Origin of the sequence: Rhizobium sp. BK418, from assembly GCF_004341105.1 — a bacterium.
Taxonomy (GTDB): Bacteria; Pseudomonadota; Alphaproteobacteria; order Rhizobiales; family Rhizobiaceae; genus Rhizobium.
Window position 1 is genome coordinate 88,129 of record NZ_SLZK01000011.1, and the last position, 13,703, is coordinate 101,831.

The window sequence follows — 13,703 nt, forward strand, 5'->3', positions numbered from 1 at the left end:
CCGAGATCCTTGATTAATGACAGACTGTTGTGGTGATCAAACGCATCTTCTCCTTCAACGAACTGCCGGGTAAGGCCGGTGCGGGTACCATCGCCAAATGGCGAGGATTTGCTCTTCAACCGACAGTTCCATGAACTTCGCCTGATGATGAAAGTTCCCGAGCGGGACCGCACGCGCACGCAGTTTGAGGGTACGTCACCAACCTCCGGTCGCTGCGACACCTGCCAAGGCGGAAGTTCAGCAATTTCCGTGGGTATCGAGCTCTGAGAAGCGAAACCACCAGCCGCCAGACGCGTTGTGATGCTTTAGAGAACGTTATCAGGAGAGAGCCAATGGGCGACGACAGCACGACGACAATCCGAGCCACGTTCGAAACACGGGAAGCGACCGATATTGCGGTCGAGCATCTGGTTCAGCAGTATGGCATCTCGCGCCCTGACATCTTCATCGAGCCCGCCGCCGGCCGCAATTCCGCCGGCTTGGTGCCCTCGGGGGGCGACGCCTCGCATGAGGAGGGCGCACGTCGCGATGCGCCGCTCAAAGGCGAGATCGAGGTTTCGGCGGACGTCAAACGCAGCCAGGTCGGCGCTGTCGAGCGTTGTCTTGAGGAGGCCGGCGCCCTGCGGGTATCGAGCCGCTGAGCATGGCCGATAATCTGTCGAAATACCGCGCCAAACGCGATTTTCAAAAGACCAGCGAACCGAGCGGTGAAACGCAGGTCAGGCCCTCGAACCGCCGGCGGTTCGTGATCCAGAAGCACGATGCGACGCGGCTTCACTACGACCTGAGGCTTGAGCTCGACGGCGTGTTCAAATCCTGGGCGGTGACCAAAGGACCATCACTCGATCCGCATGACAAGCGGCTCGCCGTCGAGGTCGAGGATCACCCACTCGACTACGGTGACTTCGAGGGCACGATCCCCAAGGGCCAGTATGGCGGCGGTACGGTCATGCTCTGGGATCGCGGCTATTGGGAGCCGGAAGGCAGGAAGTCGCCGCAGGAGGCTTTGAGGAAAGGCGATTTCAAGTTCACGCTCGAGGGCAAGCGGCTGCATGGCAGTTTCGTCCTGGTCAGGATGCACGGCGATCGGGACGGCGGCAAGCGGACGAACTGGCTGCTGATCAAGCATCACGACGATTATTCCGTCGACGAAAACGGCGCCGCAGTCTTGGAGGAGAACGCGACCTCTGTCGCCTCCGGCCGCACCATGGACCAAATCGCCAACGGCAAGGGCCGCAAGCCAAGCCCGTTCATGATGGCGAACGCGGATGTCGAGGCCGACGCCGTCTGGGACAGCACGCACGGCCTGGCGGCGGCCGAGCGCAAGAAGCGACCGCGCAAGGATGTCGCGACGTCCACCGCTGCCGATCTGCCGGATTTCATCGATCCGCAACTATGCGAAAGGCTTGATCGGCCGCCCGCCGGCGACGATTGGCTGCACGAGATCAAGTTCGACGGTTACCGTATCCAGATGCGGGTCGCCGATGGAGCGGCGACGCTGAAGACGCGCAAGGGCCTCGACTGGACCGGAAAATATCCCGAAATTGCCGCTGCGGCCGCCGATCTTCCCGACTGCATCATCGACGGCGAGATCTGCGCGCTCGACGAAAACGGCGCACCCGATTTTGCCGCGCTTCAAGCTGCTCTATCTGAAGGCAAGACCGCCGATCTCGTCTATTTCGCGTTCGACTTGCTTTTCGACGGCGGCGAGGACTTGCGGCCGATGCGCCTTATCGAGCGCAAGGAACGGCTCCAAAACCTTATCGACGCCGCGGACGGCGATCCGCGCATCCGCTATGTCGAACATTTCGAATCCGGCGGCGATGCCGTGCTTCGTTCAGCCTGCAAGCTGCATCTCGAGGGCGTGGTCTCCAAGCAAATGGATGCACCCTATCAATCCGGCCGCACCGACACCTGGGCAAAGTCAAAATGCAGGGCCGGCCATGAAGTGGTGATCGGCGGTTACGCCAAGACCAATGGCAAGTTTCGGTCTCTGCTGGTCGGCGTCCATCGTGGCGATCACTTCGTCTATGTCGGTCGCGTCGGGACCGGCTACGGCGCCAGGAAGGTCGAGACTCTGCTTGCGAAACTGGAGGCGCTTGAGACGGGAAAATCGCCCTTCACCGGTATCGGGGCGCCGAAGAAGCAGGCTGAAGTGGTCTGGGTGAAACCGGAGCTGGTCGCTGAAATCGAATTCGAAGGCTGGACGGCAGACGGCCTCGTGCGACAGGCTGCCTTCAAGGGCCTGCGCGAGGATAAGCCGGCGAAAGAGGTCGAGGCCGAAAAACCTGCATCGCCTGCTCAGACCGATACGGCCGGACCTGCCCGCACGGTCAAGAGCAAGTCTGCCCGCCGCAAGGGCGCTAAGGCCGAAGTCATGGGCGTTCTGATTTCCAATCCCGATAAGCAGCTCTGGCCGGACGCCGGCGACGGCGAGCCCGTCACCAAGGAAGACCTAGCCCGCTATCATGAAGCGGTCGGCGCCTGGCTGATCGAGCATATCAGGGGCCGGCCGTGTTCGATCATTCGGGCGCCGGACGGTATCGGCGGAGAGCAGTTTTTTCAACGCCACGCAATGCTTGGCACCTCCAACCTTCTGGAATTGGTGAAGGTCTTCGGGGATAAGAAGCCTTACTTGCAGATCGATCGGATCGAAGGACTCGCAGCCATCGCCCAGATCGGCGGGATCGAACTACATCCTTGGAATTGCGAGCCCGGCAAGCCGGAAGTGCCCGGCAGGCTCGTGTTCGACCTCGATCCCGGACCTGATGTTCCGTTTTCGACCGTGGTGGCGGCGGCCCGCGAAATGCGCGATCGGCTCGACGAGCTCGGTCTGGTCAGCTTCTGCAAGACCACTGGCGGCAAGGGATTGCATGTTGTGACCCCGCTCGCCGTCAGCAAACGAAAACCATTGTCCTGGGCCGAAGCCAAGGGCTTTGCACACGACGTCTGTCAGGAGATGGCGCGCGACAACCCCGACCTCTATCTGATCAAGATGACCAAGAGCCTTCGAGGCGGCAGGATCTTCCTCGATTATCTGCGCAATGATCGCATGGCGACAGCCGTCGCACCACTCTCGCCGCGCGCGCGTCCGGGCGCCACCATATCGATGCCGCTCACCTGGACGCAGGTGAAATCCAACCTCGACCCGAAACAGTTCACCTTACGTAGCGTGCCGGCGCTTCTTGCTAAAACATCCGCCTGGCAGGACTATTGTGACGGCGAGCGGCCGCTGGAGCAGGCGATCAAGCGCTTGGCCAAAGGACGACGCGCCGCATGATCTGGCAAGGGCAGCTTGCAGGCGATGTCTGATGGACGAAGCAACAGAAGAGACATCCAAACCACGGCAGCCGACCGAGGGAGCGGCGACCGATCTGCCTTTTATGTCAGGCCTTTTAGTCAGGCGGCCGGCTTCTCGTTGAGATCGAAGACGGCGGCGTTGTCCTGTACCTCGCGCAATCCCTTATAGGATGCATGACGTAAGTTACCGTCATCGGTCCAGCCGCGGAACTCGATTTCGGCGATCAACGTCGGCTCGGCAAAGACGAGGTTCTTGCCCTTGAGCGCGACTGCCGGTCGACTGGTTCTCAGTTTGTCGAGCAGCGTGCGCAGCTCCTCGGCATTCTTGGCATCGAACCCCGTGCCGACCGAGCCGACATAGATCCATTCATCGCCGTTGCGGGCGGCCAGAAGCAGACTGCCGATGCCACCGCGCGCCACTTTTGATTGCTCATAGCCGACGACCATGAAGCTCTCGCTCTGGACACATTTGATCTTCAGCCAGTCACCGGTGCGGCCGGAGCGATAAGGCCGCTCCCGGTGCTTGGCGATGATGCCCTCGAGCCCCATTGAGCAGGCATTCGCCAGAAGCTCGGCGCCATCGCCGGGCACTTCCTCCGAAAGCTGGATGGCGCCGGTGGCCCCGTCCAGAAAGTCCTCAAGCAGGTGCCGTCGGACGGAGAGCTCCGTTTTCGTCAGATCGTGACCATCGAAATAAAGAAGATCAAAGGCGAAGAACACTGATTCCATGGAGGCGCGCTTTCCGCCCCGACCGCCGAGCGAACGCTGTAGTGCGCCAAAATTCGAACGGCCCTCCTTGTCGAGAACGACCGCCTCGCCGTCCAGGATCGCCGTTGCGACGCCGAGCTTCTTGGCTTCCTCGGCGATCACCGGGAACCGATGCGTCCAGTCGTGCCCCCCGCGGGTAATGATCCGCACGCCCTTTGGTTCGATGTGGACGGCGAGCCGGTAGCCATCCCATTTCATCTCGAAGGCCCAATCCGGACCTCGCGGCGGGATTTTCTTCAAGAGCGCCAGGCAAGGCTCAATTCGCTCCGGCATAGGATCGAAGGGAAGATTGGGTTGCGTCGGGTCGCGGGAACGGGCCGGCTTCGACTTGAGAACCTGGTCGTCCTGGAGAAGCGGTTTGACGCGGCGGCTCATCTGCCCGCCCGCTTCTCGGCCGCAACCGATTTCTTCAGCGCATCCATAATATTGACGACGTTGTTGGCTGGTGACGACGGCTGAGGTTTCGCTTTTGTTTTGGCAGGCTTTTTCAATGTCTTCTTCTTGGCGGCAATGATGTCGAGCAGCCGCTCTTGGACGGGATCGGCAACCATTTTCGGGGTCCAGTCCTTCGTCTGTTTTGTGATCAGCTGTTGAATAAGCGGCATCAGCTCCGGCTCCGCCTTTTCGTCGCCGATAGCCTCGAAATAGGCGTCCTCGTCGCGGACCTCGTCTCCGTAGCGCAGCGTCCACAAGACGATGCCCTTGCCGCGTGGCTCGAGCATGACGGCGCGTTCGCGCCGCGAGATGACGAGCCTGGATATTCCGACCATGTCCTGCGCCTCCATGGCATCTCTAATGACCGAAAACGCTTCCTGACCGACCGGATCGTTCGGCGAGAGATAATAGGGCGCGTCCAGCCAGATCCAGTCGATGCTGTCGCGCGCGGTGAAGGTGGAAATATCGATTGTCTTCGTGCTTTCCAGCGCGACATTCTCGAGCTCCTCGTCTTCGAGAATGACGTATTCGTTCTCTCCGCGCTGGTAGCCCTTGACCTCGTCCTCTTCCGTGACGTCCTTGCCTGTCACGGAATCGACGTAATGGCTGACGACGCGGTTCTGGGTCTGACGGTTGAGCGTATGGAAACGGACTTTGTCACTCTCCGACGTGGCCGGCATCATCTGCACCGGGCAGGTAACGAGGGAGAGTTTGAGATAGCCTCGCCAGTAGGGACGTAGAGCCATGGCGGCGTCCTCCGATCAGCCGGCGCGACGGGCCGGCGTTGCCGCTGTCTGCTTGGATTTTACAGCGCGTTTTGCAGCTTTTGAGCGGCCGGCGCCGCGGTTGGCATTGGCGGCGGTACGCTTCGGCTTGGCGCCCTCCGCTGCGATCCCGGCACTCTCGCGCAGGGCCTGCAAGAGATCGCTGGGCTTGGACGCAACCGGTGCCTTCTTCTTCGGCAGTGCGCGGCCCTCGATCTTGGCTTTTACCAGCTCGGCAACGGCCGCCTCATAGCGATCGTCGAACGCACTGGCGTCGAAGCTGCCCTTCTTCGTGCCTATGATATGTTCGGCAAGCTCGAGCATCTCTCCTTCGATTTTGAGGTCCGGCATGTCTTCGAATGCCTTTTCCGACGAACGGACCTCGTAGTCGAAGTTCAGGGTCGAGGCGATCAGCCCCTTGCCATGCGGCCGGATGAGAACGGTGCGCATCCGGCGAAAGAGCACGGTGCGGGCGATACCGGCCACATGTTCCTGTTTCATGCCATCCCGCAGGAGAATGAAAGCATCCTCGCCCATCTTGTCGGGCGCCAGATAGTAGGGCTTGTCGAAGTAGGTCGTGTCGATCTGCGAGCAGGGAATGAAAGCTTCGATCCTCAGGGTCTTGTCACTTTCAGGCACCGCGGCTGCGACCTCCTCTGGCTCGAGAACGATATATTGGCCGTTTTCGACCTCATAGCCTTTGACCTGGTCCTCGCGCTCCACCGGATCTCCGGTCTCGCCGTCGACAAATTCCCGCTTGACCCGATTGCCCGTTTTTCGATTGAGGGTGTTGAAGGCGATGCGTTCGGATGAGGATGCAGCCGTGTAGAGCGCTACCGGACAGGAGACCTCTCCGAACTTGATATAGCCTTTCCAACTCGCTCTTGGCCCTGCCATTGCCTGACACTCCTGACGCAACTCAAGCGATTCAAGCGAATCGGCATCCAATTGTTCCGAGCCAAAACGAATCATTTTTCAATGACTTAACCGGGCGCCAATGCGCGCGTTGCGAGTCCCCTTTAAAGCGATGATTCCAATGCATCTTTTTTCCGCTGCGCGCGTTTTCGAAGGAGACAACCTGAAAGGAGTCCCTCTATGAGCAAGCGTGAACTGATCGATACGGGAAGCGATAAACGCTACGTTCGACGCGACCACAACGGCAGGTTCAAGGAGAGCGTCGACGTCTCAAGGTCGCTCTCGGCAGATGCACGTCATGCCGCAGAACACGAGGCCAAATCCGGGCAGGGCGACAAGGGCGACCGCAAGCGCTGACCTCGGCAGGCTGGCTACCACAGGCCGGAGGGCGTCGATCGCCTTCCTGCTTTCATCGATGAATGCTGCCGGCGGAACTGCTGCGGGTAAGAGAGAAGAAACGACGCTAGGGCCTCTTTTGTTTTCCATTGCGCCGCGTCCCGCAGCACGTTCCGGAAGCGACAATGTTATTCGATGTCGTCCATGTCGGCTGTCCCCAGTGACATTCCTGCGGCGATCAGACCTGGAAACCGCGTCTGGCACCGGTCGATCCCGTCTCGGGCAACCATTCTCGGACAACCCATCGAGATGCGTCTTCGAAGCTGCACGAAGCTGAGGCTCGCTCCGTATTGCTTGACCAACGCCTGGCGGTCGAGTTCGGCGCGGCGATCGCATGCGGGGCATTCGACGGCAATGGTCGGGCTGCGGAATTCGCGCAGCGTCAGAACCTGGCTATTTTTTCTTATGGATGACATTTTCTGCGTGCTGTGGATCTGTAGGCTTCTCTTGTTTGATTTGAAAGGACTTTTGGCGGCCAATCTGGTGTGGGTTGTCGCTGAATAGGAATATCCACCCGCTAGATGCGCGTTGACTCACATTCACAACAGGAACAAATAAGGAACATATGCGCTTTTGCGCAATTAGGAAACCTGAATCTGATGATGAGCGGCCATGGCTCAGGCGAGCGCAAATCCTGTCATTTCCGAGCTGAGGGAGCGGATTCGACATCTCGAACGAGACGAAGGACGCGAGCAGCCTGTCCTACCGTTCGGCGTCCCGGAGATCGACCAGGCCCTGCCTCGGGGCGGGCTGGTCTGCGGTGCCCTGCACGAGTTCGCGGGTGGCGGGGCCGGCACGGTGGATGGCGCGGCCGCCGCTTTGATGGTGGCCGGAATAGCGGCGCGCACGAAGGGCAAAGTGCTTTGGTGTCTGACGAGGCCCGACCTATTTTTTCCGGCGGTCTCGCAGGCCGGCCTGCACCCTGATCGGGTCATCTTCTGCGAAAGCGATCGCGAGGAGGGCGTTCTGGCATCGATGGAAGAAGGCCTGGCGTTCGGGGGGCTCGGCGCCGTGATCGGAGAACTGGTGCGATTGCCGATGACCGCGTCGCGCCGCCTGCATCTGGCCGCCGAGAAGACCGGCACGATGGCGATCGCCCTCAGGAGGTGGCGAAGACAGTCCGAGGCCTCTGACTACGGTCAGCCGACGGCATCCACCACGAGATGGCGTATCAGCGTTCTGCCCTCCGAGCCGTTACCCGTCTCCGGAGTAGGCCGCGCCAGATGGCTGGCCGAATTGATGCGCGTGAAAGCAGGCGAGTGTGCTGAGTTCGAAATAGGAGCCTGTGATGCCAAGGGTCGTATCTGTTTACTTCCCGTTTCTGCCGACAGATCGGATCAGACGTCATGGCGACGCCGTTCCGGCTGACCAGCCTCTGGTGGTGATCTCGAAAAGCGGATCGAAACGCTGGATTTCGGCTGCAGATAGAAACGCCCGAAAGCTCGGTCTCCATATCGGCATGCCGGCGAGCAAGGCGCAGGCGATGGTCTCCAACCTCGCCGTCGTGGAGGCCGATCCGATCGCAGACGCTGCTGTGATCGAGCGCCTGGCACTGTGGGCGCTTCGACAATACAGCCCAGTGGTCTCGGTGGACGGAACCGACGGAATCGTCATGGACACGGAAGGGGCTGACCATCTCCAGGGTGGCGAGGAACGCCTGATGTCCGGGCTGGTGAACATGCTCCGCGCGCGGGGCCTCACCGCAAGGGTAGCCGTCGCAGATACATGGGGTGCGGCCCATGCACTCGCCCGCCTGACATCGGCCGAGACAACGGTCGTTCCTGTAGGCGGTATTGCCGAAGCGGTGGTCGCATTGCCGATCCACTGCCTGCGGCTTTCGCCAGAACAGGTCAGCGGATTAAGGGCAATGGGTATCGAAACTGTGGGCGAACTCTCGGCTCTGCCGCGGGCTCCGCTGGCACTGCGCTTCGGCCCGGAGCCGGGAAGGCGGCTCGACCAGTTGTTCGGCAGAGTCGCCGAACCGATCGAGCCGTTGCGCACGCCCGAGTTGGTCGAGGTGTCGCGCAATTTTCAGGAACCGATCGGGGCTGCGCAAACCATTGCAAAATACGTCCGCCGCCTCGTGAACCAACTGACGACGAAGCTGGAAGCGCGTGGTCTAGGTGTCAGGCGCTCCGATCTGGTCATCCATCGCGTCGATAACACCCGGCAATGTCTCCGCGCCGGACTTGCCAAGCCGGTCCGTGATCCTGACCGTCTCTCCAGACTGCTCTGCGACCGCATCGAGAAGATCGATCCGGGCTACGGCATCGAGCGGATGGTCCTCGTCGCGATCATGGCAGAACCCCTCGAAGAAAAGCAGATCGCCTCGTCCCTCATCGACGAGCCGGTCGTCGACGTCACGCCGCTGGTCGATATTCTCGGCAATCGCGGCCAGTGCCTCTATCGGGTCACTCCCGTCGCCTCCGACGTTCCCGAACGCTCCGTCGCCCGCATCGGGCCAACCGTTGAGGAAACGGGGGCGGCGTGGGCCGCCAAATGGCCGAGACCATCACGTCTCCTGCCATATCCGGAGGAGATCGAGGTTATCGCGGTCCTGCCGGACCAGCCGCCGGCAGTTTTCACCTGGAGGGGTAAGCGTCGCCGTGTGAAGCGGGCCGATGGACCCGAGCGGATATTCGGCGAATGGTGGACCACGCCGTTGGAGATGCGGGCCGTCCGCGACTACTTCGTCGTGGAAGACGAAACGGGCGAGCGATACTGGGTCTTCCGCGCCGGTGACGGCGTCGATGTGACCACGGGCTCGCACAAATGGTTTCTCCATGGGGTCTTCGCATGACATACGCCGAACTCCAGGTGACGACGCATTTCAGCTTTCTCAGGGGCGCAAGTTCGCCCGAGGAGCTGTTCGCGACCGCTGCTGCATACGGCATCGACGCGATCGGCATCGTCGACCGCAACAGTCTCGCGGGTATCGTCCGCGCTTGGGAGGCAGCCAAAACGACGGGCGTTCGGCTCGTCGTCGGATGCCGTCTCGACCTCAGGGAGGGAATGTCGCTTCTGGTCTACCCGACGGACCGCCCGGCCTATTCCCGACTGACCCGATTGCTCTCGCTCGGCAAAAGTCGCGGCGGCAAGGGCAAGTGCATCCTCGATATCACCGACGTCGAAGTCTACAATGAAGGGCTTCTGGCTATCCTGGTGCCCGATGAGGCAGACGACAGCTATGCGGGTCAGCTTCGTAAGCTTGCCACAATCTTTGGCGATCGCGCCTACGTCTCCCTTTGCCTTCGCCGCCGGCCGAACGATCGCTTGAGATTGCACAATCTGTCGAACATGGCAGCACGTCATCAGGTGAAGACCGTCGTCACCAACGACGTCCTGTTTCATGAGCCCGGACGGCGGCAGTTGCAGGATGTCGTCACCTGCATCCGACACGGCACGACTATCGACGACGTCGGCTTCGACCGCGAACGGCATGCCGACAGGTTCCTAAAGGCGCCGGAGGAAATGCATCGGCTTTTTTTTGACTATCCCGAGGCCTTGGCGCGCACGCGTGAGATCGTCGATCGCTGTCGTTTCGATCTCGGCCAATTGCAATACCAATATCCCGAGGAAGCCATTGTGCCGGGCCTCGATGCGCAGCAATCGCTGGTGAAGTTTGCGTGGGAAGGGGCGGCCGAGCGCTATCCGGAAGGCGTTCCGCGAAAGGTCAGGAAGGCAATCCTTCACGAGCTGGACCTGATCCGGGAGATGAAATACGCCCCATATTTCCTGACCGTTTTCAATATTGTCAGATATGCGCGTTCGCAGGGAATTCTGTGCCAAGGACGCGGCTCGGCCGCGAATTCGGCCGTCTGCTATTGCCTGGGCATCACATCGATCAATCCCGAGACGTCCGACCTGTTGTTCGAACGCTTCGTATCACGCGAACGCGACGAGCCGCCCGATATCGACGTCGATTTCGAGCACAATCGCCGCGAGGAGGTGATCCAGTGGATTTATGAGACCTACGGTCGTTCCCGGGCGGCGCTGGTCTGCACGGTCACCCGCTATCGCACCAAAGGGGCTCTGAAGGACGTGGGCAAGGCGTTGGGCTTGCCGCAAGACCTTATCGAACAACTGTCCTCGGGCGTCTGGGGCTGGTCGGAAGGCGTGGGCGAGCGGCAGCTCAAGGAGAACAATCTCAACGCAGCCGACTATCGCTTGCGTCTCGCCCTCGAACTGTCCTCGCAGCTGATGGGGGCTCCGCGCCACCTCGGACAACATCCTGGCGGTTTCGTACTGACCCAGGATCGCTTGGATGACCTGGTGCCGATCGAGCCGGCTGCCATGGACGATCGACAAGTCGTCGAATGGGATAAGGACGATCTCGAGGCGTTGAAATTCATGAAAATGGACGTTCTCGGGCTTGGCATGCTGAGCTGCATGTCCAGAGCCTTCGAGCTCCTTGCCGAACACAAGGCGCTACCGATGGGGCTTGCCGACGTCCCACAGGAAGAGGCGCAGACCTATGCGATGATCCGCAAAGCCGACACGCTCGGGACGTTTCAGGTGGAATCCAGAGCCCAGATGGCGATGCTGCCTCGCCTGAAACCCAGAACCTTCTATGATCTGGTAATCCAGGTGGCGATCGTCCGCCCCGGCCCGATCCAGGGCGATATGGTTCACCCGTATCTGCGCCGACGCGAGGGCAAGGAAGAGGTGGTCTACCCAACGCCAGAGCTCGAGGCGGTGCTGAAGAAGACCCTCGGCGTTCCCCTTTTTCAGGAAAGCGCCATGAAGGTCGCCATGGTGTGCGCCGGCTTTACCGCTGGCGAAGCCGACCAGCTGCGGAAATCGATGGCGACGTTCAAATTCACGGGCGGGGTCTCGAAGTTCAAAGACAAGCTGATCACCGGAATGATCAACAACGGCTATACACCGGACTTCGCAGAGGAGACGTTCGGCCAGCTCGAAGGATTCGGCTCCTACGGTTTCCCAGAAAGCCATGCCGCCAGCTTTGCGTTGATCGCTTACGCGTCCTGCTGGGTGAAATGCCATCATCCGGATGCCTTCTGCACGGCGCTGCTCAACAGCCAGCCGATGGGCTTCTACGCACCCGCCCAGATCGTGCAAGATGCCCGAAAACACGGTGTTGAAATCCGGCCCGTCTGCGTCAACCGGTCCCGCTGGGACTGCACGATGGAGCCGATCGAGGGCACCGACCGCTTTGCCGTCCGATTAGGGATGCGGATGGTCAAAGGGCTGGCGACGAATGATGCCGCCAGGATCGTCATAGCCCGCGCCGACCAGCCATTCGTGTCGGTCGATGACATGTGGCGCAGGTCTGATGTCCCGGTCGCAGCTCTTGAGAAGCTGGCCGAAGCCGATGCGTTCCTGCCGTCGTTGAAGCTCGAGCGCCGGCAGGCGCAATGGGATATCAGGGCGCTGCGCGATGAGCCGCTGGAACTATGGGCAGCGGCGGCCGAGCGCGAATTAAGGACGATCCCGGAGATGCAGGAACCGCAAGTGACCTTGAAATCTATGACATATGGCCGAGAGGTCGTCGAGGACTACACGCATACGGGTTTGTCGCTGAGGCAGCATCCGGTCAGTTTTTTGCGCCGTGAACTGGCGAAGAAGGACATCGTGACCTGTTCGGAGGCGATGAGCCAGCGGGACGGCAGATGGCTGATGACGGCCGGACTTGTTCTCGTCAGGCAGCGCCCAGGATCGGCCAAGGGCGTCATGTTCCTAACGCTTGAAGACGAGACCGGCATCGTCAACGCAGTCGTGTGGCCATCGTTGTTCGAGCGTCAGCGGCGGATACTGATGGGCGCAAGCATGATGGCGATCAACGGCAAGATCCAACGGGAAGGCGAGGTCGTTCACCTTGTCGCCCAGAGGCTGTTCGACCTGTCTTCAAATCTCGCGGGAATAGGAGCGGGGGAACGTGAGTTCCAATTGCCGCATGGACGGGGTGACCAGGTCAAGCATGGTGGCGGGCCAGACACGCGGGATAATCCGAAGCCGGCAATGCAGGCGAGGAATATCTATATTCCCGATCTGCACATCGATACGCTCAAGGTGAAGTCGAGAAACTTTCACTAGGCCGGAAAACCCCAGAGCGGTCATTGCAGCAGCCTTGAAACTCCCTTGCGCATCCGGAAGTCGGTGAGAATTGCCCGCCGTTTGTCGCCGCACCGTTCAGCGAACATGGTCCGGTAGCCTCCGATCACCAGGCAAAGCCGGTGCGAGCCTTTCAGACCCGTTCCAATGGCAGGAAAGGCGGCGCGGGTAGTCTCTGCTCGATGACGTCACCTGCTTTCACGATACCGCCCTTCAAAACGATCGTCATGATGCCTGCCTTGCGGATGAGCGCGCCGTTCGGCCCCCTGTCCAGGACGGCCTTCAACAAGCCCGGCTGAAAGCGGTCGATCTGGGCGCAAGGATTGCGAAGTCCTGTCACCTCAAGCTCGACATCCGGACCAAGTTTCAAAATGGTACCACGAGGAAGAGCAAGAAGGTCGACACCACTCGTCGTCACGTTTTCCCCGAGATCGGCTGGCCAAACCCGAAAGCCTTTGGACGCCAGCTCCTCGAACAACTCGGCGTGGATGAGGTGGACCTGTCGGAGGTTCGGCTGTGTCGGGTCGGTACGCACGCGAGACAGATGCTGGACGGTCTTGCCGAGATGCGCGTCGCCTTCGACGCCGAGACCGGCAATCACGCGGATCGCCTCAACTCTTGTCTTCGAAAACCTATGCCTTGAATCCGCTGCGACGGCGATGACCTTGCCCATGTCAGAAATCCGATCCGGTGAACGCTCTCAACAGACACCGACGACCGCGATCTAGCAAGCGGCGATCGGCCTCGTCCCGACCGCCTCTAACTCGATGATCCGCCAGCCGTCGAGGACATGGTCTTATGCCGTTCGTTTCCGAATTGATACCCGCAATGTTTAATCCTGCTGTTGCAGTTCAGGTGTCGAGGAAACCAGCCTCGACGGTTCGGCGCTTGGGCGTGCAGAGCCGCCGATATCGTCGGGACGTGGGGCCCACGTACTTTCTGAACATGTGGACACTGCCATTGAGCGCCTCATCATAAAGTGCCTCCGATATGTCCGCCCTACTGTTGCAGGGTCTTACGGATGTCTTTTCCGGCGATGGAACAAATGGCGCT

General features: G+C 60.6%; 11 protein-coding genes. 6 read left to right on the forward strand and 5 right to left on the reverse strand.

The window, feature by feature from the left end:
- The first annotated feature begins 332 nt into the window (after window positions 1-332).
- Window positions 333-641, forward strand: a complete 309-nt coding sequence (locus EV281_RS29185) for a hypothetical protein (protein WP_132658211.1) — start codon at window positions 333-335, stop codon at window positions 639-641.
- Between the two features lie 2 nt (window positions 642-643).
- Window positions 644-3,280, forward strand: coding sequence for a DNA ligase D (gene ligD, locus EV281_RS29190; protein ID WP_132658213.1), 2,637 nt, complete (start codon window positions 644-646; stop codon window positions 3,278-3,280).
- A gap of 119 nt (window positions 3,281-3,399) precedes the next feature.
- Here ligD (EV281_RS29190) and ligD (EV281_RS29195) read toward each other — a convergent pair whose 3' ends face one another.
- Genes ligD (EV281_RS29195) through EV281_RS29205 form a run of 3 tightly spaced genes read right to left on the reverse strand, consistent with a single transcriptional unit; the run spans window position 3,400 to window position 6,164 of the window.
- The gene (gene ligD / locus EV281_RS29195) at window positions 3,400-4,443 is read right to left on the reverse strand and encodes a non-homologous end-joining DNA ligase (protein ID WP_132658215.1); all 1,044 of its coding nucleotides are present in this window, start codon (window positions 4,441-4,443) and stop codon (window positions 3,400-3,402) included.
- Window positions 4,440-5,249 carry a Ku protein gene (locus tag EV281_RS29200; RefSeq protein WP_132658217.1) on the reverse strand — a complete coding sequence of 270 codons (810 nt, stop codon included), beginning with the start codon at window positions 5,247-5,249 and terminating at the stop codon, window positions 4,440-4,442. The genes ligD (EV281_RS29195) and EV281_RS29200 overlap by 4 nt, the downstream gene beginning before the upstream one ends.
- Before the next feature lie 15 nt (window positions 5,250-5,264).
- The gene (locus tag EV281_RS29205; protein ID WP_132658219.1) at window positions 5,265-6,164 is read right to left on the reverse strand and encodes a Ku protein; all 900 of its coding nucleotides are present in this window, start codon (window positions 6,162-6,164) and stop codon (window positions 5,265-5,267) included.
- A 198-nt stretch (window positions 6,165-6,362) separates the two neighbouring features.
- On the opposite strand from EV281_RS29205, the gene EV281_RS29210 reads away from it, so the two are divergent.
- Window positions 6,363-6,539, forward strand: a complete 177-nt coding sequence (locus tag EV281_RS29210; RefSeq protein WP_132658221.1) for a hypothetical protein — start codon at window positions 6,363-6,365, stop codon at window positions 6,537-6,539.
- A 167-nt stretch (window positions 6,540-6,706) separates the two neighbouring features.
- On the opposite strand, the gene EV281_RS29215 is transcribed toward EV281_RS29210, so the two are convergent.
- Window positions 6,707-6,994, reverse strand: a complete 288-nt coding sequence (locus tag EV281_RS29215) for a hypothetical protein (RefSeq protein WP_132658222.1) — start codon at window positions 6,992-6,994, stop codon at window positions 6,707-6,709.
- Between the two features lie 196 nt (window positions 6,995-7,190).
- On the opposite strand from EV281_RS29215, the gene EV281_RS29220 reads away from it, so the two are divergent.
- Genes EV281_RS29220 through EV281_RS29230 form a run of 3 tightly spaced genes read left to right on the forward strand, consistent with a single transcriptional unit; the run spans window position 7,191 to window position 12,632 of the window.
- Window positions 7,191-7,946, forward strand: a complete 756-nt coding sequence (locus EV281_RS29220) for an ImuA family protein (protein ID WP_132658224.1) — start codon at window positions 7,191-7,193, stop codon at window positions 7,944-7,946.
- Window positions 7,867-9,378, forward strand: coding sequence for a DNA polymerase Y family protein (locus EV281_RS29225; protein WP_132658226.1), 1,512 nt, complete (start codon window positions 7,867-7,869; stop codon window positions 9,376-9,378). The genes EV281_RS29220 and EV281_RS29225 overlap by 80 nt, the downstream gene beginning before the upstream one ends.
- Window positions 9,375-12,632, forward strand: coding sequence for an error-prone DNA polymerase (locus EV281_RS29230; protein WP_132658227.1), 3,258 nt, complete (start codon window positions 9,375-9,377; stop codon window positions 12,630-12,632). Before EV281_RS29225 ends, EV281_RS29230 begins: the two co-directional genes overlap by 4 nt.
- A 151-nt stretch (window positions 12,633-12,783) precedes the next feature.
- Here EV281_RS29230 and EV281_RS29235 read toward each other — a convergent pair whose 3' ends face one another.
- Window positions 12,784-13,323, reverse strand: a complete 540-nt coding sequence (locus EV281_RS29235; protein WP_132658229.1) for an MOSC domain-containing protein — start codon at window positions 13,321-13,323, stop codon at window positions 12,784-12,786.
- Between the last annotated feature and the right edge of the window lie 380 nt (window positions 13,324-13,703).